Below are 21,229 nucleotides of genomic sequence, written 5' to 3'. Positions count from 1 at the left end.
ATCAAGCCCGGCGGTGCCAGGCCAGCAGGCGCGGCGTCAGCAGCACCAGGGCCACCACCACCAGCAGGGTCAGCGACATCGGGCGTTCGAAAAACACCGTCCAGCTGCCCGAACCGATGGACAAGGCGTTGCGCAACTGCGCTTCCGCCAGCGGGCCCAGGATGAGGCCAACGATGACCGGCGCGATGGGAAAGTCGTAGCGGCGCATCAACACGCCCACCAGAGCCAGTCCGTACATCAGGTAGAGGTCAAACGCGCTCTGGCGCATGCCGTACACACCCACCGTGGCAAAAATCAGGATGCCGGCGTACAGCGGCGCCTTGGGAATTTTGAGCAGCTTGACCCACAGGCCCACCATGGGCAGGTTGAGCACCAGCAGCATGACGTTGCCGATGTAGAGCGAGGCGATCAGCGCCCACACCAGGGTGGACGAGGTCTGGAACAGCTGCGGCCCGGCGTTGATGCCGTAGTTCTGAAAGGCGTTGAGCAAAATGGCCGCCGTCACCGAGGTGGGGATGCCCAGCGTCAGCAGCGGCACCAGGGTGGCGGTCACGGCCGAGTTGTTGGCAGCCTCGGGGCCGGCCACACCTTCGATGGCGCCCGTGGAGCCGAACTCTTCCTTGTGTTTGGACAGCTTGCGTTCGGTGGCGTAGCTCAAAAAGGTGGGGATCTCGGTGCCACCGGCCGGAATGGTGCCGAAGGGAAAGCCGATGACCGTGCCACGCATCCACGCCGGCCACGAGCGTTTCCACTCGGCGCGTGTCATGTGGGCCTTGTTCATCTTGTTCATCTGGCTCACGCTGCGGCCTTCGTACAAGGCGTTGTAGAGCGCCTCGGCCACCGCAAACAGGCCCACGGCCACCAGCACCACTTCCACACCGTCCATGAGTTCGGGCACGCCACCGGCGTAACGCAGCTGGCCGGTGATCTGGTCTATGCCCACCACACCCATGGCCAGGCCGATGAACAGGGATGTGAGGCCACGCAGCGTGCTCTGGCCCAGCACCGCGCTCACGGTGGTGAAAGCCAGCAGCATGAGGCAGAAGTACTCGGGCGGCCCGAGCTTGACGGCGAACGACGCCATCAGCGGCGCGGCCAGCGTGACCAGAATGGTGGCGATGGTGCCGGCCACAAAGGAACCGATGGCCGAGGTGGCCAGGGCCGCACCGGCGCGCCCGCTTTTGGCCATTTTGAAGCCTTCGAGCGCGGTCACCATCGTGCCGGTCTCACCGGGGGTGTTGAGCAAAATGGAGGTGGTGGAGCCGCCATACATGGCGCCGTAGTAGATGCCGCAGAAAAAGATCATCGACGCGGTGGGCTCCACCTGCGAGGTGATGGGCAACAACATGGCCACGGTGACGGCCGGGCCGAGGCCGGGCAACACGCCAATGGCGGTGCCCAATGCGCAGCCCACAAAGGCCCACAGCAGGTTGATCGGCGTGGCGGCGGTGGCAAAGCCACCCATCAGCAGGTTCCAGGTATCCATGGGGTGCTTTCAGAGCCAGCCGGTGGAGGTGAGGCCGGGCAGGTTGACCGCCAACACTTTGGTGAACAGCCAGTACACAGGCGCGGCAATCAGCAGCCCCACCATGGCGTCCTTGACGGACTGGCGCCAGCCACCGCCACCCTTGCCTTCGGCCAGGCGCAGACCACGCACGGCCAGCACAAAACACAGGGCACAGCTGAGGATGAAGCCCACGGTGGTGATCAGCGCAGCGTTGGCCAGAATGCCGGCCGACACCCACACAAAGGCCGGCCAGTCGCCCTTGTCGGCGCCCGAGGGGGGCTCGCGGTCGCGGAAGCCGCCGGTGCGGGCCTCCCACAACAGCCAGACGCCACAGGCGGCCAGCGCAGCCGACACCACCCAGGGCAAAAAGTTGGGGCCCACGCCGGCGTAGCCCGCTTCGGCCGAGATGCCGGTGGCACCCCAGGCCAGAAAGGCGGCCAGCGCCAGGACGCCCACGCCGATCAGGACTTCAGGCAGGGCCGCCTGCTCCACGCGGTTCGGTGCTTCACCCATGCTGGCCTCCTCGGGTGTCAGATCATGCCGGACTTGACCATGACGGCACGCAGGCTCGCGAAGTCGCGGTCCACGAACTCGTCAAAAGCCTTGCCGGTCAGCAGGGCAGGCGTCCAGCCGTTTTTCTCGATGGCTTCGGCCCAGGCCTTGCTCTTGGTGGCCTTGACGATCATCTCGGTCAACGCATCGCGCTGGGCCGGGGTGATGCCGGCCGCGCCGTACACACCACGCCAGTTGCCGATTTCGACGTTGATGCCCTGCTCTTTCAGGGTGGGCACGTTGATGCCCTTGAGGCGGGCGCCCGAAGTCACGCCGATGGCCTTCATCTTGCCGGCCTCGATGTACTGCTGAAACTCGCTGTAGCCGCTGCCGCCCACGGTGACGTTGCCGCCCAGGATGGCCGCCGTGGCCTCACCACCGCCACGGAAGGGGACGTAGTTGATCTTGGCCGCATCCACGCCCACTTCGCGGGCGATCATCGCTGCGGCCACGTGTTCGGTGGAGCCACGCGAACCGCCGCCCCACTTCACGCTGCCAGGGTCCTTCTTCATCTGCGCGATCACGTCGGCCATGGTCTTGAAGGGCGAGTTCTCGGGCAACACGAACACGTTGTATTCGGTGGTCAAGCGTGCAATGGGCGTGACCTGGGTGATGGACACCGGCGGTTTGCCGGTGATGATGCCGCCCAGCATGACCGCGCCCATCACCATCATGGCGTTCGGGTCGCCCTTGCTGGCGTTGAAGAATTGCGCCAGGCCGATGGCGCCTGCCGCACCACCCTTGTTTTCATAGGTGACCGACGAGGCCACGGCGGCATCCTGCAGGGCCTTGCCCAGCGCACGGCCGGTGCTGTCCCAACCACCACCGGGGTTGGCGGGAATCATCATCTTCACGTTGGCAGCGGCCCACGCTTGCATGGGCAGGGCACCGCTGGCGGCCAGGGCGGCCAGGGACTTGAGGAAGGTGTCGCGACGCATGGAAGTCTCCTGTTGTGGTTTGGGACAGGCGTGATGGTGGCGGCGCTGCCTGTCAGTCCACTGTCCAGACCGTCAGTGAAAACCCTAGGATGGCCAACGGTCCGGGCGGCGCTGGTATGGTTGTCGCATGAAGCTGTTGCTGGTCGAAGACAACCCCCAGATGCGCGCCACCTTGCAACGGGCGCTGGAGCGTCAGGGCATGGCGGTGGCCACCTGCGACGACGGCTTGCAGGCGCTGGCCCTGTGGCGCAGCACCCGGCCCGACGCCGTGCTGCTCGACCTCAGCCTGCCCGGTCAGGACGGGTTGGAGGTGCTGGCGCAGGCGCGTGCCGCCGGGCTGCGCACACCCGTCATCATCCTCACCGCGCGTGGCACCGTGGGCGACCGCATCCTGGGCCTGAACACCGGTGCCGACGACTACCTGGCCAAACCTTTCGACCTTGATGAGCTGGAGGCCCGCGTGCGTGCCCTGGTGCGCCGCGCGGGCGGCGGCAGCGTGGCCGAGCCGGTGGCCCCGCCGGCACGGGTGGGCGGTTTGTATGTGGACACCGGCAGCGGGGCCGTCTACCACCACAACCAGCCCATGGAACTGGCGCCGCGCGAGCTGGCCTTGTTGCGCGCCCTGCTGGCCCGGCCGGGCCAAGCCATCACCAAAGAGAAGCTGTTTGAGCTGGTGTTTCCGGGCGAAAGCGATGTGCAGTACGAAGCCATTGAAGTGGTGGTCTACCGCCTGCGCAAAAAACTCGCCGACACCGGCGTGCAACTGGTCACGCTGCGTGGGCTGGGCTATTTGCTCAAGGCGCCGGCATGAATGTGGTGTCGTGTTGGTGGCAGGCGCGCTCGCTGCGCAGCCAACTCATGCTGGGCATTCTGGTGCCGGTGCTGCTGCTGGTGCTCTTCAACAGCACGGTGCTCTACCGCCAGGCCCTGCGTGCAGCCGACACGGCTTACGACCGCACCCTGCTGGCCACCGCCAAGTCCATTGGCGAGACGCTGGAATTGGTGGGCGAGGGCGACCGCGCGCGGGTGCGCGCCACGCTGCCCTACTCGGCGCTCGAACCGTTCGAAGCCGACAACCGCAGCCGCCTCTACTACCGCGTCAGCGGCTTCAAGGGCGAAATGGTGTCGGGTTTTGAAGACCTGCCCCTGTGGAGCGGCACCCTGCCGACCAAAAGCCTGTACGCCGCGTTGGTGGACTTCTACGACGGCGAGTACCGGGGCGAAAACGTGCGCGTGGCGGTGTTGCTGCAGCCCGTGGCCGGCCCGGGTGGCCAGGGCATGGTCACCATCCAGGTGGCCGAAACCCTGGAACTGCGCCACACGCTGGCGCGCCAGATGCTGGTGGACACACTCTGGCGGCAGGCGCTGCTGCTGGCGGTGATTGCCGGTGTGGTGGTGCTGGTGGTGCAACGCGCCACGCGCCCGGTGCGCCGCCTGAGCGCCGCGCTGGCCGCGCGCAGCGACAGCGACCTCACGCCGCTGCAGGCCGAACAGGCGCCGCGCGAGGTGCGCCCGCTGATCGAGGCCACCAACCAGCACATGGCCCGCCTGGCCCACCTGCTGAACCACCAGAAGCGTTTTGTGCGCGACACCGCCCACCAGCTGCGCACGCCGCTGGCCGTCCTCAAGACCCAGGTGCAGTCCGCTCGGCGCGGCGACGTGGAGCCCCAGACCGCGCTGGGCGAGATCGAACACACCGTCAACCGCGCCACCGAACTGGCCAACCAGATGCTCTCGCTGGCCAAGGTGGAGCAGTTGCGCCAACAGGACGACGCGCCTGTGCTGGACTGGGCCGAGGCGGTGCGCGCCGTGGCGCTCGACTTGGCACCGCTGATCGCCGAGCGCCAGCTCGACTTCGCACTCGACATCCAGCCCGCCCCGGTGCGCGCCCACGAATGGGCCTTGCGCGAGCTGGTGCGCAACCTGCTGCACAACGCCATCAAACACATCCCGCCTGGCGCCACCCTCGAAGTGCGCCTGCTGCGCGACGAGCGCACCGCGGCACTGACCATCGCCGACAGCGGCCCGGGCATACCCCCGACTTTGCGCGCGCACCTGTTTGAGCCGTTTGCCCGCCACCAGCACGCCCACGCCCTGCCCGGTGGCAGCGGTCTGGGCCTGGCCATCTGCCAGGAAATCACCCGCTCGCTGGGCGGCGAAATGGCGCTCGACAACCGCCAACACCATGGCCAGGTGGTGGGCTTGGACGCCACCGTGCGCCTGCCCCTGGCGCCACACCCATGAACCCACCTGCCCACCCCCCATCGACCGAACGCCTTCGCCTGGACAAATGGCTCTGGGCGGCCCGATTTTTCAAAACCCGCGCGCTCGCCGTCGAGGCGATCGAAAAACACCGTGTCCGCCTCAACGGCGCCCACACCAAGCCGTCGCGGGAGGTGCACGCCGATGACGAACTGGAGATTGCACAAGGCCCGGTGCTGCGCACGGTCAAGGTGCTGGGCTTGAGCGCCACCCGGGGGCCGGCCCCCCAGGCGGCCTTGCTGTACAGCGAAACCGAGGCGTCGGTGGCCCAACGCCTGGCCCAGGCCGAGCAGCGGCGCCTGGCCCCGGAACCCGCCTTGGCGCTGACACAAGGCCGCCCCACCAAACGCCAGCGCCGCGACATCGACGCGCTGCGCGGCCACCCGGGCGAACACGCGCCCCACTGGAACGAGCGCTGGAGCGCCAGCCTGCCACCGGACGACACCCGGTCGTGAGCAGGGGCATTGCCCAGCGGGTGGGGAGACACGCCTCGATTGTTAAAATTTCATTCCCAGAACCTTGACATTGCGGCCCACGTTCGCCCCACCCTCCGACACGAATGGTTCTGCCCATCCCGCCCGACCACCCCAGCCCATTGCCGTCGGCCGACGACCCCGAAGTTGTCCGGCTCGATGAGCTGCGCGCCTACGGGGTGCTCGACACCGCCCCCGAACAGGCACTCGACGAACTGACCCGGCTGGCGGCTCAGCTCTTTCGCGTGCCGGTGGCGCTGGTGTCGCTGGTGGACGAACACCGCCAGTGGTTCATGTCACGGGTAGGGGTGGACTTCTGCGAAACCCCGCGCGAACAGGCCTTTTGTGCCCACGCCATACGGGGTCCCGACGTGATGGTGGTGGAAGACGCCCGCAGCGATCCGCGTTTCGAGGCCAATCCGCTGGTCACCCACGCGCCCGGCATCCGCTTCTATGCCGGTGCACCGCTGCTCACCCCCGGCGGCCAGGCGTTGGGCACCCTGTGTGTGATCGACACCCAACCGCGTCAGTTTGGCGCTGGCGAGCGCGATGCGCTGCAGGTGTTGTCGCACCAGGTGATGGCCCAGCTGGAACTGCGGCGCCACAACCGGCTGTTGCAGGAGGCGCTGCAAGCCAAGACCGAACAACACCGCCAACTGGTCCTGCTGCAGCAACAGATGCAGGCACGCGAAACCCGGCTGGAGCTGGTGCTCAAGGGCGCCAACGACGGTTGGTGGGACTGGGACCTGCGCACCGGGGAGCGCTTCAACTCGGAGCGCGGCTGGACCATGCTGGGCTACCACGACCACGACCGCCCGACCGACCAAAACGACTGGGAGGCGATGATCCACCCGGACGATCGCGCACACGCCGCCGCCCAGTTCCGCGCTGCCGCCCTGGGCCGGGGCAGCCAGTACCAGGTCGAGTTCCGCATCCGACACAAAGATGGGCACTACCTGCCCCTGCTGTCGCGTGGTCACATCCTGCGCGACGACAAAGGCCACGCGGTGCGCCTGTCGGGCACCAACACCGACCTGAGCGAAACGCGGCGCGTCGAACGCGAACGCCGCGCCACCCAGGCCAACTACGAACTGCTGTTCAACAGCAGCCTGGACGGCATGTTGCAGACGCGCCCCGGTGGTGCCGTGTTGTCGGCCAACCCCGCCGCCTGCCAGATGCTGGGACGCAGCGCTGCCGACATCTGTGTGCTGCCGCGCGGCATCCTGCTGGACCTGAACGACCCGCGCCTGGTGCCCTTGCTTCAGGAGCGCGAACGCAACGGCGGCGCGCGCGGTGTGGTGGCCATGTACCGCGCCAACGGCGAACGCTTCGATGTCGAAGCCAGCTCGGTGCTTTACACCGACGACGACGGCCAGCCCATGGCCAGCTTCGTGTTCCGTGACATCAGCGAGCGCGAGCAATGGGCGCTCAAGCTCAAACAAAGCCTGGACCTGCTCAACAACCTGGCGCGCCGGGTGCCCGGTGTGCTCTACCAGTTCCAGCGCCACCCCGACGGGCACGTCAGCATGCCGTTTGCCAGCGATGGCATCTGGTCCATCTGGGAACACCACGCTGCCGATGTGACCGAAAACGCCGATCTGTTGATGGCGCGTGTGCATCCCGAAGACCGCGAGGCGTTCCAGGCCTCCATCGACCTGTCCACCCAGCAGCTTTCGCCGTGGCACCACGAATTCCGTGTGGTGCTGCCGCTGCAGGGCCAGCGCTGGCGGCTGGGCGACGCCATACCCGAACGCCTGCCCGACGGCAGTGTGTTGTGGCACGGCTTCATCTCCGACATCAGCGAGCGCAAGGCCACCGAAGAACACACCCACCGGCTGGCCTACTTCGACGCCCTGACCGGCCTGCCGAACCGGCGCATGCTGGTGGACCGCATCACCCACGCACTGGCCTCGGCGCAACGCACCGGCCAGTTCGGCGCGCTGATGTTCCTGGACCTGGACCACTTCAAACACATCAACGACGCGCGCGGCCATTCGGTGGGCGACGCGCTCTTGCAACAGGTGGCCCAACGCCTGGCGGTGATGCTGCGTGGCGAGGACACCGTGGCCCGCCTGGGTGGCGACGAATTTGTGGTGCTCATCAGTGACCTGGGCACCCACGCCGACCAGGCCGCGCGTGGCGCCATGGCGGTGGCCGAAAAGGTGCGCGCCGAGCTGGACCGCCCGCACGACATCGAAGGCGTGCACTACTCCACCACCGGCAGCATCGGGCTGACGCTGTTCCCACGCCACGGCACCGCCGTGGACGACCTGCTGCGCGAGGCCGACACCGCCATGTACCGCGCCAAAGGCAGCGGTCGCAACCGCACCGCGTTTTTCCAGGTCGAGATGCAGGCCGAGGTGGAGGAGCGCCTGGCCATCGAACAAGACCTCAAGGTGGCGCTGCAGCTGGGTCAGTTCGAAGTCCATGCGCAGCCGCAGGTGGACGCCGACGGCCAGCCGTGTGGCGCGGAGTTGCTGCTGCGCTGGCGCCACCCCAAGCGCGGTCTCGTGTCGCCGCTGAGTTTCATCCCGGTGGCTGAAGCCAATGGTCTGATCGTGCCCATCGGTCACTGGATGCTCCAGCAAGCCTGCCAGAGCTTGCAGCGCCTGCACGCCGCTGGCATCCGACAGACCCTGTCAGTCAACGTCAGCCCGCGCCAATTCCGCGCCGATGATTTTGTGCCGCAGGTGCGTCAGGCACTGGCCGAGACTGGCGCACCCGCCGATGCGCTGGTGTTTGAGGTGACCGAGGGCTTGCTGATCGACCACCTGGACGACACTGTGGCCCGAATGGCCGAACTGGTGGCCATGGGCATACGCTTCTCGATCGATGACTTTGGCACCGGCTACTCCAGCATGACCTACCTGCAGCGGCTGCCCTTGTACGAACTCAAGATCGACAAAGGTTTTGTGCACGATGTGCCCACAGGGGCCGGCAACGCCGCCATCGTGCGCGCCATCCTGTCCATGGCCAGCCACCTCAAACTGCGGGTGGTGGCCGAAGGCGTGGAAACACAAGCCCAGGCCGACTTCCTGTGTGCCAGTGGCTGCCAGGCCATGCAGGGCTACCACTTTGCCCGGCCAGCGCCACTTGCGCTGTGGCTGCAAGCCACCGTGTCGCCAACGGAACCAGCCCCCGAACCCGATCCAGGCGATCAGATGTAACTCACGCCGGCCATCATCTCCGTTTTTTGGTAACATAGTTACATTAACAACGAGAGACAACCGCCTGTGAGCACCGCCCCCACTCCCCCACTGGACATGGTCATCTTCGGCGGTGCCGGCGACCTGGCCTGGCGCAAGCTGCTGCCTGCGCTCTGCATGGCCCACCTGCACCAGCGCCTGCCCAACGACTGCCGCATCATCGGTGTGGGCCGGCACAACTGGACACGCGACGACTACGTGGCCTTCGTGGACAAGACCTCGCGCTCCCATGTGGGCGGCGACGCCCTGGACCGCGACGCCTGGGCCAGCTTCCTGGCGCGGCTGGACTTCGTGAGCCTGGACGCCACGGTGGCCGACGGCTACCAGCGACTGCGCGCCGCCTGCCGCAGCGGCGCCACCAAGGTGTTCTACCTGGCCACGGCACCCAGCCTGTTCACCGACATCTGCCGCCACCTCGACGAGGCCCAGTTGATCGACGCCAACGCCCGCGTGGTGCTGGAAAAGCCCCTGGGCCACGACCTCCCCTCGGCACAGGCCATCAACGAAGCGGTGGCGCGGCACTTCAGCGAAAAGCAGATCTACCGCATCGACCACTACCTCGGCAAAGAGACGGTGCAAAACCTCATGGTGCTGCGTTTTGGCAACGCCATCTTCGAACCCCTCTGGCGCGCGCCCACCATCAAGAGCGTGCAGATCACCGTGTCAGAAACCGTGGGCGTGGGCACACGGGCGGGCTTTTACGACCACACCGGCGCCATGCGCGACATGGTGCAAAACCACCTGCTGCAGCTCTTGTGCATCGTGGCCATGGAAGCGCCCATCTCGCTCGACCCCGACGACGTGCGCGACGAAAAACTCAAGGTCTTGCGCTCGCTGCGCAAGTTCGAGCTGGCCGACGTGTTGCGCGACACGGTGCGCGGCCAGTACACGGCGGGTGTGGTTGATGGCGCCCAGGTCAAGGGCTACCTGGACGAGGCCGACGTGCCCGCCGGCAGCCAGACCGAAACCTTCGTGGCCATCAAGGCCCAGGTGCACAACAGCCGCTGGGCCGGCGTGCCCTTCTTTTTGCGCACCGGCAAACGCATGTTGAAACGGCAGTCGGAAATCATCATCGAGTTTTCCGAGCCGCCTTTCTCCATCTTCGCCGGCGAACCCTCACAGGCCCACCCCAACCGCCTCATCATCACGCTGCAGCCGGAAGAATCCATCCAGCTGCAGATGATGGCCAAGGAGCCGGGCTCGGGCATGAAGATGCGCCCGGTCTTCCTCAACCTCGACCTGCAATCGGCCTTCACCGAACGCCGCGCCGAAGCCTACGAGCGCCTGCTCATCGACGTCATCAAAGGCCGCCTGACGCACTTCATGCGCCGCGACGAACTGGAGGCCGCCTGGCGCTGGGCCGACCCCATCCTCGAAGGCTGGCAGCAGTTGGGCGAACGTCCAAAGACTTACCCCGCCGGCAGCTGGGGGCCGGCTGCCGCCTCGGCCCTGGTGGCACGCGAAGGCGCGGTGTGGTTCGAGGCGCAGTGACACCGTGAACATCGCGCTCCATCGCTGCCCAGACGCGGCCAACCTCGCGCAAACGCTGGCGGCCGACATCGCCCAGCGCCTGCGCAGTGCCGTGGCCGAGCGCGGCCAGGCCTTGCTCGCGGTATCGGGTGGCACATCGCCGGTGCCGCTGTTCCAGCAACTGAGCCAACAGGTGCTGCCCTGGGCGCAGGTGACGGTGCTGCTGGTGGACGAACGCTGCGTGCCCCCCGACCACCCCGACAGCAACAGCGCCCTGGTGCGCCAGCACCTGCTGCAAGGCGAAGCTGCCGCCGCACGCTGGCTGCCGTTTTTCGACGCCCTGCCCCACTTCGACGCCGACACCGATCTGCCCACCCTCACCGCCACCGCCAACCAGCGGCTGCAATCCTTGGCCTGGCCGCTGGACGTGGCCGTGCTGGGCATGGGCGAAGATGGCCACACAGCGTCGCTGTTCCCCCACGCGCCAGGCCTGGAGGTGGCGCTGAGCAGCACCGACCCGGTGGCCTGGACACGTCCGGGCACCGCCCCCCACGCCCGCCTCACGCTCACCCTGCCCACACTGCTGGCCGCGCGCTGCCTGGTGCTGCCGCTGCAAGGCCAGGTCAAACAGGCGGTGTTTCAACGCGCCTGTGTGGCGCCCACGGCCGACCTGCCCATCTCGCTGGTGATCCACCGCTCTCCCTCACCCGTCCATGTGTGGACGGCCCCCTGAATGCCGAAAGTTCGCCATGGCTGACACCACCCCTTCTCTGAACCCCGCGCTGCAGCGTGTGACCGAGCGCATCGTCGAGCGCAGCCGCGACAGCCGCGCGACCTACCTGACCACCCTGGCCGGGCTGCGCAAGCCCGGGCCGTACCGCGCCGGGATGGGCTGCGCCAACATGGCCCATGCCTTCGCGGCCATGCCCGGCAACGACAAGCTGGTGCTGCACCAGGAGCGCCAGCCCAACATCGGCATCGTCACCGCCTACAACGACATGCTCTCGGCCCACCAACCGTATGAGCACTACCCCGAACACATCCGCGCCACCGCGCGCACGCTGGGCGCCACCGCCCAGGTGGCCGGCGGCGTGCCGGCCATGTGCGACGGCGTGACACAAGGCTACGAGGGCATGGAGCTGTCGCTGTTCTCGCGCGACGTGATCGCGCTGGCCACAGCCGTGGCGCTCTCGCACAACGTGTTCGATGGCGTGTTGTGCCTGGGCATCTGCGACAAGATCGTGCCCGGCCTGGTGATCGGTGCGCTGCAATTCGGCCACCTGCCGGTGGTCATGGTGCCGGCCGGGCCCATGACTTCGGGCCTGTCCAACGACGAGAAAGCGAAGGTGCGCCAGCAGTACGCCCAAGGCCTGGTAGACCGCGCCGCCCTGCTGGCGGCCGAAGAAGCCGCCTACCACGGCGCGGGCACCTGCACCTTCTACGGCACGGCCAACTCCAACCAGATGCTGATGGAGATCATGGGCCTGCAGTTGCCCGGTTCGTCCTTCGTCAACCCTGGCACACCGCTGCGCACGGCACTCACCGAACACGCGGTGGCCTGCGCGCTGCGCGCGCCCGCCATGGGCCAGATCGTCACCGAAAAAACCATCGTCAACGCCATCGTCGGCCTGCTCGCCACCGGCGGCTCCACCAACCACACGCTGCACCTGGTGGCCATGGCGCGTGCCGCCGGCATACGCATCGACTGGGACGACTTTGCCGAGCTCTCCAGCGTGGTGCCGCTGCTGGCCAAGGTCTACCCCAACGGCAAAGCCGACGTGAACCACTTCCACGCCGCCGGTGGCATGGGCTTCCTGATCGGGCAACTGTTGTCGGTGGGTCTGCTGCACGCGGACGTGAGCACCCTCCTCGGTGAAGGCCTGCAGCGCTACGCCACCGAACCGTGGCTGGACCAGGGCCAGCTGGCCTGGCGCGCCGCGCCCGCCACCTCCGGCGACACATCGGTGCTGCGCCCGGTGAGCGCGCCCTTCACGCCCGACGGTGGCCTCAAGCGCCTGCAAGGCAAGCTGGGCCGTGCGGTGATCAAGACCTCGGCCGTCAAGCCCGAACACCAGCGCGTGTTGGCACCCGCCGTGGTGGTGGACAGTCAGCAGGCCTTGAGCGATCTGTTCAAGCAGGGCCAGCTGGAACGCGACTTTGTGGCCATCGTGCGCCACCAGGGCCCGCAGGCCAATGGCATGCCCGAGCTGCACAAGCTGACGCCGATTTTGGGCATCCAGCAGGACAAGGGCTTCAAGGTCGCGCTGGTCACCGATGGCCGCATGTCGGGCGCCTCGGGCAAGGTGCCCGCCGCCATCCACGTCACGCCCGAAGCCGTGTGTGGCGGCCACATCGCCCGCGTTCGCAACGGCGACATGGTGCTGCTGGACTGTGAAACCGGCACCCTGGACGTGCTGGTGGACGAGGCCGAGCTGACCGAGCGCCCGCTGCCCGAGGTGAACCTGAGCGCCAACGGCCACGGCCATGGGCGCGAGCTGTTTGGCCTGTTCCGCCGCCAGGCGGGCCTGGCCGAAAACGGCGCCTCCGCCCTCTTCGGAAATGATTGAACTGCCCCACAACTGGCACACTCCGGTAACCCCATGAACACACCTGCTTCTCTGCCCCCCTTCCAATCCCGCGTGGTGCCCGTGGTGGTGGTCACCGACCCGGCCCAGGCCGTGCCCATGGCCGAGGCCCTGCTGGCCGGCGGCGTGGACGTGATCGAGATCACCCTGCGCAGCGCCGCCGGCCTAGCCGCCATCGAGGCCGTGGCCAAAGCCGTGCCCGCCATGCAGGTGGGCGCCGGCACCGTGACACGCGCCAGCGAGGTCGCACAGGTGTTGAACGCGGGCGCGCGTTTTGCGCTCTCGCCCGGCAGCACGCCCGCGCTGATCGACGCGGTGTTGCAAGCCCGCCTGCCCTTCATCCCCGGTGTGGGCTCGCCGAGCGAGGCCATGGCCATGCGCGACGCCGGCTTCACGCTGATGAAGTGTTTCCCGGCTGCACAGCTCGGCGGCGTGGAGGTGCTCAAGGCCTGGGGCGGCCCGCTGCCCGACCTGCGCTTCTGCCCCACGGGTGGCGTGTCGCTGGCCAACATGGCGCAGTTCCTGGCCCTGCCCAACGTGGCCATGGTCGGTGGCTCCTGGCTCACGCCGGCAGCGGCCGTGGCCGCAGGTGATTGGGCACACATCACCCGGCTGGCGCGCGAAGCCACCGAAGCCGTACGGGCCATTGCCTGAACACACCAGGCCACGCACACTTTTTTGTTTGCATCACGCATGACACCCACCTTCGTCCCCCCCCAGCAGCGCGCCGCTTGGGTGCATCTGCAACAGCTGGCGTCCCAGCCCTTGCCCCACCTGCGCGAGCTGCTCGCGGGCGGGCACAACGCGCGCCACGCCAGCCTGCAGTTCGAGGTGGCGGGCCTGCGGCTGGACGCGAGCCGACAACAGGTCACGCCCGAGGTGCTGGCTGCGCTGCTGGACCTGGCGCAGGAATCGGGTGTGCTGGCCCAGGCCCAGGCCCAGGCGCGGGGCGAGCACATCAACCTCACCGAAGACCGCGCGGCCCTGCACGTGGCCCTGCGGGGTTCACACATGGCGCAACCGCCCTGGGGTGAGCACATTTCAGACTTGGTGCAGGCCGAGCTGGAGCGTTTCCTGGGCGCGGCCGAACGCATACGCAACGGGCAGTGGCGCGGCTTCCGGGGCCGGCGCATCACCAACGTGGTCAACATCGGCATCGGCGGCTCCGACCTGGGGCCACGCATGGCCGTGCAGGCGCTGGACGCCTACTGCGACCCCGACGTGCGGGTGCACTTCATCTCCAACCCCGACGCCTGGTCACTGCACAGCATCTTGCGCTGGCTCAACCCCGACCAGACCATCTTTGTGGTGCAGAGCAAAACCTTCACCACCCAAGAGACCATGACGCTGGCGGCTTCGGTCAAGCGCTGGTTGGCCGACCACGGTCTGGTGTCCGAAGCACAACAGGTGCCCCACCTCATCGCCGTGACCGCCTCGCCCCAAATCTCGGCAGGCCAGGGCTACGCCGCAGAAAACACCTTCGGTTTCTGGGACTGGGTGGGCGGGCGCTACTCGGTGTGGTCGGCCATCGGCTTGCCGCTGGCCATCGCCATCGGTCCCGACCGCTTCCGCGAGTTCCTGGCCGGCGGCCACGCCATGGACAAACACTTCTGGCGCGCCGCCCCCGCCCGCAACATGCCGCTGATGATGGCGCTGCTGGGCGTGTGGAATCGCAACTTTCTGGGCTGCCCCACCCACCTGATCGCGGCCTATGCCAGCCGCATGTTCCACTTCGCGCGTTTTCTGCAACAGCTGGACATGGAGTCCAACGGCAAAAGCACCCACGTGGACGGCTCACCGGTCGAAGTCGCCACCGGCCCCATCGTCTGGGGCGGCCTGGGCATCGAAGGCCAGCACGCCTACTTCCAGTTGCTGCACCAGGGCCAGCACCGGGTGCCGGTCGACTTCATCGGCGTCGAGTCCGAGGACACGCCCCTGCCCCTGGCGGCCGAACACCACCGGGTGGCCCTGCTCAACCTCCATGCCCAGGCGCAAGCCCTGGCCCTGGGGCGCGACGCCGCCGCCACCGAAACCGAGCTGCGCGCCGCCGGCCTGGGCGATGCACACATCGCCGAGATGCTCAACCACCGCACCTTCCGTGGCAACGTGCCCAATTCCAGCCTGTGGCTGGAAGCGCTCACGCCCCACACGCTGGGCGCGATGGTGGCCTTGTACGAACACAAGGTGTTTTGCCAGGCCGCGCTGTGGGGCGTGCATGCCTACGACCAATGGGGCGTTGAACTGGGCAAAACCATGGCCAAACAGATGGAAAATCCCTGAGCTCGCCACCCCCACGCAACAGCGTGGGTGGTGATGTCACCAGGCATGGAGAGGGGGCGGGTCAGGGGTGACGCGCGGCGTCCACCACACAGCGTGCGGCGGCCAGATCCCAACCCGCCCAGCCACAACTCTTGAAGAACACCGGGCCGCTGCGCGCGCCACTGGCGCCGCGCACCACGTCGCCCAAACTGGGCAATGGGCCCACGTCCAAACCCGCCTGCAATAGATCGCCGGCTTCGTGGTCAGCGTCCCGTGTGTCCACCACCAAGGTGCCGGTGTGGGCGAGCTGCCGGCAAACCTCGGGCGCCCATTCCACCATGCGCGGCGTGAACGCCCCCACCGCAGCCACAAAGGCATCGTTGCGGGGCAAGCCGCGCAGCGCCACCACTTGCGCCGACGTGGCGCTGACCACCAGGGGGCAGTCGGCCAACGCGGCATCGGCATCGTCCACACGCCGCGCCAGAAGCCCCAATGCCTGCGCATGGCGCACCAGGATGTCGGCGCTGGCGGGGCTGCGCGATGCCACCAGAACCTCGCGCACGCCCAGCCCCTCGTGAAAGGCCTCCAGGTGGGCCAGCCCCTGCACACCAGCGCCCACGATGAGCAAGGGGCCATCGGTGCGCGGCGCCAAGTGGCGTGCGGCCAACAAAGACACCGCCGCCGTGCGCCGTGCGGTCACGGTGGGGCCGTCGAGCACGGTGAGCCGGCGCCCATCCTGAGCATCAAACACCACGATATCACCCTGGATGGCGGGCAGGTCACGCGCGCCGTTGTCGGGCACAAAGGTGATGAGTTTGGTGATGGCGACACGCGCGTCGGTGGCAGGCATCACGAACAGGCTGCCGCCGCCCGCCAGCGGCTGCACCAAGCGCGGTGGCACCACCACCGTGGGGTCGCGCAGCAGCGCTTCGATCTGATCGGCCAATGCGCCATACGGCAGGCCAGCGGCGGTGTCGGCGGGGCTCATGGGTGCTTCATGTGCGGCTCAGCAGCCGCACCGGGTTGAGCACCACACGGACTTCGTCGAAAGGCACGGCGCCCTTGACCTCGAACTGCCGTTCCATGGTGTCGCGGGGGGCTGGCTCACCCAGGGGCATGCCCTGGCGCCCCACGATGCTGGACACCAGCGGTGTGTTGGCGCGCCGCCCACGTTTGACCACCACGGCCACTTCGTCGTTGGCCAACCGCACGAAACTGCCGGGCGGGTAGATGCCCAGCGTGCGTATGAACGCCGCCCCCAGTGGCGTGGGCTCGCCCTTGTCGTTGAGGTAGACGCCGCGCGCGGCCTGAGGCGATGGCAAAGCGGGCCGGGCGCCACGTGGCGTCATGCGGGCCACGTAGACATCGGCCAGCCGCAGCAGCGCCAAAGCGGCCTCGGCGTCGCCCGTTTCGGCGGCCGTCGCGTGGTGCTCGGCCACCAGGTGCAGCCACAGCGTGTCGCCCACGCCCATGCTGCGCAACAGGGCCACACTGCGCTGCGGGTGTTCGGCCACCTCACGCTGCTGTTCGACGGTCAGCGGTGCGGACTGGCGGGCCAGGTCGTCCTGCAGGCGGGCCATGCCCAGGTTCATGGTGATGGCGGCACGGAACAGGGAGGGCTGCTGCGCCTCGTCCACGCCGGCCGCAGGTGCCACCAGGTGGCAGACCGACGCCACCAGCAGGGCATGGGCAGCGCAGTAGCTGAGGTTGCGTTCCTGCAACAGTGTGACCAGCATGAACAGCGCGTGGTCGGGGCGGTAGGCCACGAGGCGCTGGGCCTTGGCTTCCAGCTGGGTCAGGCGCGTCACAAAGTCCTGCGCCTGCGCGCCCTGGTGCAGCAGGGTGGCCAGCGAAGCATGCAGATCGGGCCAGTCGGTCACCGGGTCCAACGTCTCGCGTTCGGTGTTGGTGGGCACCTCGGAAGGCAGGCCTGCCTGGGCAATTTCATCCAGCGTGTTGTTGCGCCGGACCATCTGATCCAGTTGGGTGGTGTAGCTGTAGCTCCAGGCCCGGTAGTCGGTCTCGGTGATGACGGGCGAATGGGCCATCAGGTTCTGCAGGTGCCGCTCGCCCTCGATGATTTCGCCTTTTCGCAACAACAGCGTGCCATTGGGCTCCCAGATGTTGACCGGGATGGGCTTGTTGAGCTGAAGGCCTTCCAGGGGCAGGGGAACGTAGAACGCCATTGGCTTGAAGAGTGGGAACGGGGCGGCAGAACTGTGAAGAAGTTTAGACATAATGGCACAAAGCACCGCACTGCAACACCCATCCGCCACGCCATGAAAGACAGCCCCACAACGTCGATCGCCGTGGCCGACCTGCGCATAGGCATGTTTGTGCACCTGGACCTGGGCTGGATGGACCACCCGTTTCCGCTGAGCAGCTTCAAGATCAGCAGCCAGCAACAGATCGATACCATCCGCTCGCTGGGCCTGAAAACCGTGCGCTACGCGGCAGACAAAAGCGACGCACCGGCAGCAGCTGACACGCCCGCGCCCACGCCAGTGGTCGCCAATGCCCCCCTCACCCAGGCGGCCCAGGAGGCCGAGCAGGCACGCCAGGCGCGCCGCGCGCAGTTGCAAGCCCAGAAGCAGAGCCTGCTGTTGTGCGAAAAGCAGTTTGCCGAAGCCGCACGGGGCTACCGCCAATTGATCGATGAACTCGACCACAACGCGCAAGCGGCCCGCGCGCGCTGCGAGACCGTGGTGGGCGGCTTCGTCCAGCAGATGCTCGGCGACGGCGATGCGGTGATCCGCCTGCTGTCCGAAGGCCTGGGCGACCGCGCGGCACTGCACTCGGTCAATGTCACTGTGCTGAGCCTGTTGTTGGGCAAGGCCATGGGCCTCTCGGCCGATGCATTGAACGACCTTGGCACAGCCGCCATGCTGCACGACATGGGCAAACCGCGCCTGCCCGACCGGGTGCGCTTCCGCGAAGACCACTTCACACCCGCGGAGCACAAGCTCTACCAGAGCCACGTGGGGCACGGCGTCACGCTGGCCAAACAGATGGCCCTGTCCGCCAACGCGGCGCTGGGCATCTCGCAACACCACGAGATGGAAGATGGCACCGGTTTCCCCCTGGGCCTCAAGGGCGACAAGATCGGCCCGCTGGCCAAAATACTGGCCCTGGTCAACCGCTACGACAACCTGTGCAACCCGGGCAACCCGTCGGGCGCGCTGACGCCACACGAGGCGCTGTCCCTGATCTTCGCGCAGATGAAGACCCGCTTTGACACCACCACCCTGGGCGCCTTCATCCGCATGATGGGTGTCTACCCGCCGGGCTCGGTCGTGCAGCTCGTGGATGCGCGCTACGCCATGGTGGTGTCGGTCAACTCCTCGCGCCCCCTGCGCCCGCGCATCATCGTGCACGAGCCCTCGGTCCCCAAGGACGAGGCGCTGATCCTGGACCTGGAGCAGGCCAAGGACTTGGGCATCAAGCGCAGCGTGCGCCCGCTGCAACTGCCCAAGGCCACCATCGACTACCTCTCGCCCCGTCAGCGCATCTGTTATTTTTTTGAGCGTTCGGTGGACCCTCTCGTGGTGGCAAGCAACGCATGAGAGCCATCGACTGGGCACCCCTGATCGAAGGCATGCTGGAGGCTGTGTGGGTGGTGGACCCGCTCACGCTGCGCATCGTGGCCGTGAACCAGGCCGCGTGTTCGCTGCAGGGCCTGAACCCGAACGACATGGTCGGCCGCCCCGTGATCGAAATGACGGCCTCGCCCGAGGACATTTTCTTCTGGGAAGACGTGGCCGCCGGCCAGAGTGACCACATCCAGTCGGAAACCCTTCTGCGCCGTGCCGACGGGCAGGCCATCCAGATCGAGCGCCGTGTGAGCCGCGTTCGGGTGGACGACATCAACCAGTGCTACGTGGTGGGCATCCTGGACCACAGCGAACAGCGCCGCGTGGAAGGGGAACTGGAGAAGCTGGTGGCCGAACTGCGGGCCACGCTGGAGTCCACTGCCGACGGCATTCTGGTGTGCGACCTCGACGGCGCCATCCGGGGCTACAACCAACATTTTGCGCAGCTGTGGGACATTCCCGAGCCGCTGCTGGTGGAGCGCGACGATGCCGCCATCCACGCCCACCTGGGCAGCCAGGTGGCCGACAGCGAAAACTACAGCCAGCGGCTGCGCCAGATCACGCGCTCCCCCCTGCTGGAGGGCAACGACATGCTGGTGCTGCGGTCCGGGCGTGTGCTGGAGCGCGTGACGCTGCCCCAGTACGGCCGCGGCCGGCCCATCGGGCGTGTGTACTCCTTTCGCGACATCACCGAGCGCCTGGCGGCCGAAAACCAGTTGCAACTGGCGGCCAAGGTGTTCGAGTCCAGCCTGGACGCCATCTTCGTCACCGACCCGGCCTATCGCATCCTGGTCGTCAACCCTTCAGCCGGCCGGCTGCTTGAGTGCCCCACCGACAGCCTGCTGGGCACCTCCTCGCGCGACCTGTTCTTTTCGCCACACGACCCGGAGCTGACCACCCAGATCGATGAGAAGCTGATGGCCAACGGCTTCTGGGAGGGCGAGGCTTGGCACCGCCGCCCCGACGGTTCGGCCTTCGCCGTCCTGGCCTCGTGGGTGATGCTGCGCGACAACCACGGCAACCCGCGCAACATCGTCGTGTTTGCCAAGGATCTGACCGAAAAACTCGCGGCACAACAACGCATCGAGCAACTCGCCTACAGCGACCCGCTGACCGGCCTGCCCAACCGCCTGCTGCTGACCGAACGGGTGGAACACGCCTTGCACCTGGCGCAACGCGAAGGCACCCGTTTCGCCATCCTGTTCCTCGACCTCGACCGCTTCAAACAGATCAACGACTCGCTGGGTCACCTGTTCGGTGACCGGGTGCTGATCGAGGTGGCGCAGCGCCTCAAAGGCTGCTTGCGTCAGACCGACACCCTCAGCCGCCTGGGTGGCGACGAGTTTGTGATTCACCTGCACGAGGCCGACGCGCGGGCGGCGGAGGTGACGGCTCAGCGCATTCTGGACGCGCTGTCTCGGCCCATCGAGCTGGATGGCATGAACTTCAGCGTCAGCTGCAGCATGGGCATCGCCATGCAGCCCGAAGACGGCCGCACGCTGGACGAGCTGATCAAACACGCCGACACCGCCATGTACCGGGTGAAGGAACGTGGCAAAGGCAACTTCCGCTTCTACCAGCCGCAGATGAACGTGGACCTGCTGGCGCGTGTGAAGATGGACCACGCCATGCGAGAAGCACTGGCCGAGCGCCGCTTTGCCCTGCACTACCAGCCCCAGGTGGACACGGTCAGCGGCGAACTGCGCGCCTGCGAAGCCCTGCTGCGCTGGCACGACCCGCAGTTGGGCCAGGTGTCGCCTGCGGTGTTCATCCCGGTGGCCGAAGAATCGGGTTTCATCGTCCACCTCGGTTTGTGGGTGATGCAGGAGGCGGTCCGTCAAGCCGCGCTGTGGGCCAACGCCGGCAAAGCGATCAGGGTGTCTGTCAACGTGTCGGCCCTGCAGTTCCAGCAAGCCCACTACGTGGACACGGTGGCCGAAGCCCTGCGGGACAGCGGCCTGCCACACCACCTGCTGGAGCTGGAGCTGACCGAGTCCATCCTCGTGCACGATGCCGACGAGGCGCTGGAGCGGCTTCAGGCCTTGGCGGCACTCGGTGTCAAGCTGTCGCTCGACGACTTTGGCACCGGCTACTCCAGCCTGGGCTACCTCAAACAGTTTCCCATCCACAAACTCAAGATCGACCGCTCCTTCATCGCGTCGTTACACGAACAGGACAGCGACCGCGCCATCGTGACGGCGGTGGTGCAGATGGGACACGCGCTCAAGCTGGATGTGGTGGCCGAGGGCGTGGAAACCGAAGCGCAGCGGGCGTTCCTGGCACAGGTGGGCTGCGACCAGTACCAAGGTTTTCTGAGTGCACCGGGCTTGCCCGCAACGGAGTTTGAGCGGCGCTGCCTGTCGGACGCCTGAGGCCACGACCCCACC

General features: G+C 67.3%; 16 protein-coding genes. 11 read left to right on the top strand and 5 right to left on the bottom strand.

What is annotated here, in order from left to right; all coding sequences use genetic code 11:
* Position 1 precedes the first annotated feature (1 nt).
* Genes ACFQU0_RS01480 through ACFQU0_RS01470 form a run of 3 tightly spaced genes read right to left on the bottom strand, consistent with a single transcriptional unit; the run spans position 2 to position 2,997 of the window.
* Complete coding sequence (locus tag ACFQU0_RS01480) at positions 2-1,486, bottom strand: tripartite tricarboxylate transporter permease (protein ID WP_382198155.1); 1,485 nt, start codon at positions 1,484-1,486, stop codon at positions 2-4.
* Positions 1,487-1,495: 9 nt separating this feature from the next.
* Complete coding sequence (locus ACFQU0_RS01475; protein ID WP_382198153.1) at positions 1,496-2,020, bottom strand: tripartite tricarboxylate transporter TctB family protein; 525 nt, start codon at positions 2,018-2,020, stop codon at positions 1,496-1,498.
* Positions 2,021-2,037: 17 nt separating this feature from the next.
* On the bottom strand, positions 2,038-2,997 hold the full coding sequence (locus tag ACFQU0_RS01470) for a Bug family tripartite tricarboxylate transporter substrate binding protein (protein ID WP_382198151.1): 960 nt from the start codon (positions 2,995-2,997) through the stop codon (positions 2,038-2,040).
* Positions 2,998-3,124: 127 nt separating this feature from the next.
* Here ACFQU0_RS01470 and ACFQU0_RS01465 point away from each other — a divergent pair, with 127 nt between their 5' ends.
* The 9 genes from ACFQU0_RS01465 (at position 3,125) to pgi (ending at position 15,273) form a co-directional block, all read left to right on the top strand.
* On the top strand, positions 3,125-3,808 hold the full coding sequence (locus ACFQU0_RS01465; RefSeq protein WP_382198149.1) for a response regulator transcription factor: 684 nt from the start codon (positions 3,125-3,127) through the stop codon (positions 3,806-3,808).
* Positions 3,805-5,241: a sensor histidine kinase gene (locus tag ACFQU0_RS01460; protein ID WP_382198147.1), complete on the top strand. Its 1,437-nt coding sequence runs from the start codon at positions 3,805-3,807 to the stop codon at positions 5,239-5,241. The genes ACFQU0_RS01465 and ACFQU0_RS01460 overlap by 4 nt, the downstream gene beginning before the upstream one ends.
* Positions 5,238-5,714, top strand: coding sequence for an RNA-binding S4 domain-containing protein (locus ACFQU0_RS01455; RefSeq protein ID WP_382198145.1), 477 nt, complete (start codon positions 5,238-5,240; stop codon positions 5,712-5,714). Before ACFQU0_RS01460 ends, ACFQU0_RS01455 begins: the two co-directional genes overlap by 4 nt.
* A gap of 104 nt (positions 5,715-5,818) precedes the next feature.
* On the top strand, positions 5,819-8,899 hold the full coding sequence (locus tag ACFQU0_RS01450; RefSeq protein ID WP_382198143.1) for a bifunctional diguanylate cyclase/phosphodiesterase: 3,081 nt from the start codon (positions 5,819-5,821) through the stop codon (positions 8,897-8,899).
* 96 nt (positions 8,900-8,995) lie between these two features.
* The gene (gene zwf, locus ACFQU0_RS01445) at positions 8,996-10,429 is read left to right on the top strand and encodes a glucose-6-phosphate dehydrogenase (RefSeq protein WP_382198274.1); all 1,434 of its coding nucleotides are present in this window, start codon (positions 8,996-8,998) and stop codon (positions 10,427-10,429) included.
* A 4-nt stretch (positions 10,430-10,433) separates the two neighbouring features.
* Positions 10,434-11,141: a 6-phosphogluconolactonase gene (gene pgl, locus ACFQU0_RS01440; protein WP_382198141.1), complete on the top strand. Its 708-nt coding sequence runs from the start codon at positions 10,434-10,436 to the stop codon at positions 11,139-11,141.
* Positions 11,142-11,157: 16 nt separating this feature from the next.
* Positions 11,158-12,975, top strand: coding sequence for a phosphogluconate dehydratase (gene edd / locus ACFQU0_RS01435; RefSeq protein WP_382198139.1), 1,818 nt, complete (start codon positions 11,158-11,160; stop codon positions 12,973-12,975).
* A 33-nt stretch (positions 12,976-13,008) separates the two neighbouring features.
* A complete protein-coding gene (locus ACFQU0_RS01430; protein WP_382198137.1) occupies positions 13,009-13,647 on the top strand; it encodes a bifunctional 4-hydroxy-2-oxoglutarate aldolase/2-dehydro-3-deoxy-phosphogluconate aldolase in 639 nt (212 codons plus the stop codon).
* A 39-nt stretch (positions 13,648-13,686) separates the two neighbouring features.
* Complete coding sequence (gene pgi / locus ACFQU0_RS01425) at positions 13,687-15,273, top strand: glucose-6-phosphate isomerase (RefSeq protein ID WP_382198135.1); 1,587 nt, start codon at positions 13,687-13,689, stop codon at positions 15,271-15,273.
* A 61-nt stretch (positions 15,274-15,334) separates the two neighbouring features.
* Here pgi and ACFQU0_RS01420 read toward each other — a convergent pair whose 3' ends face one another.
* A complete protein-coding gene (locus tag ACFQU0_RS01420) occupies positions 15,335-16,240 on the bottom strand; it encodes a delta(1)-pyrroline-2-carboxylate reductase family protein (RefSeq protein WP_382198133.1) in 906 nt (301 codons plus the stop codon).
* A 7-nt stretch (positions 16,241-16,247) separates the two neighbouring features.
* Positions 16,248-17,438, bottom strand: coding sequence for an HD-GYP domain-containing protein (locus ACFQU0_RS01415; RefSeq protein ID WP_382198131.1), 1,191 nt, complete (start codon positions 17,436-17,438; stop codon positions 16,248-16,250).
* A 93-nt stretch (positions 17,439-17,531) separates the two neighbouring features.
* Between ACFQU0_RS01415 and ACFQU0_RS01410 the strand changes: the two genes are divergently transcribed.
* Complete coding sequence (locus ACFQU0_RS01410; RefSeq protein WP_382198129.1) at positions 17,532-18,815, top strand: HD-GYP domain-containing protein; 1,284 nt, start codon at positions 17,532-17,534, stop codon at positions 18,813-18,815.
* A complete protein-coding gene (locus tag ACFQU0_RS01405) occupies positions 18,812-21,214 on the top strand; it encodes a sensor domain-containing protein (protein ID WP_382198127.1) in 2,403 nt (800 codons plus the stop codon). Before ACFQU0_RS01410 ends, ACFQU0_RS01405 begins: the two co-directional genes overlap by 4 nt.
* Positions 21,215-21,229 lie beyond the last annotated feature (15 nt).

The sequence above is a fragment of the Hydrogenophaga defluvii genome, from assembly GCF_042665235.1.
Taxonomy (GTDB): domain Bacteria; phylum Pseudomonadota; class Gammaproteobacteria; order Burkholderiales; family Burkholderiaceae_C; genus Hydrogenophaga; species Hydrogenophaga defluvii_A.
The sequence above is the reverse complement of the archived record's forward strand: the minus strand, read 5'-3'. Positions and strand labels throughout refer to the sequence as shown.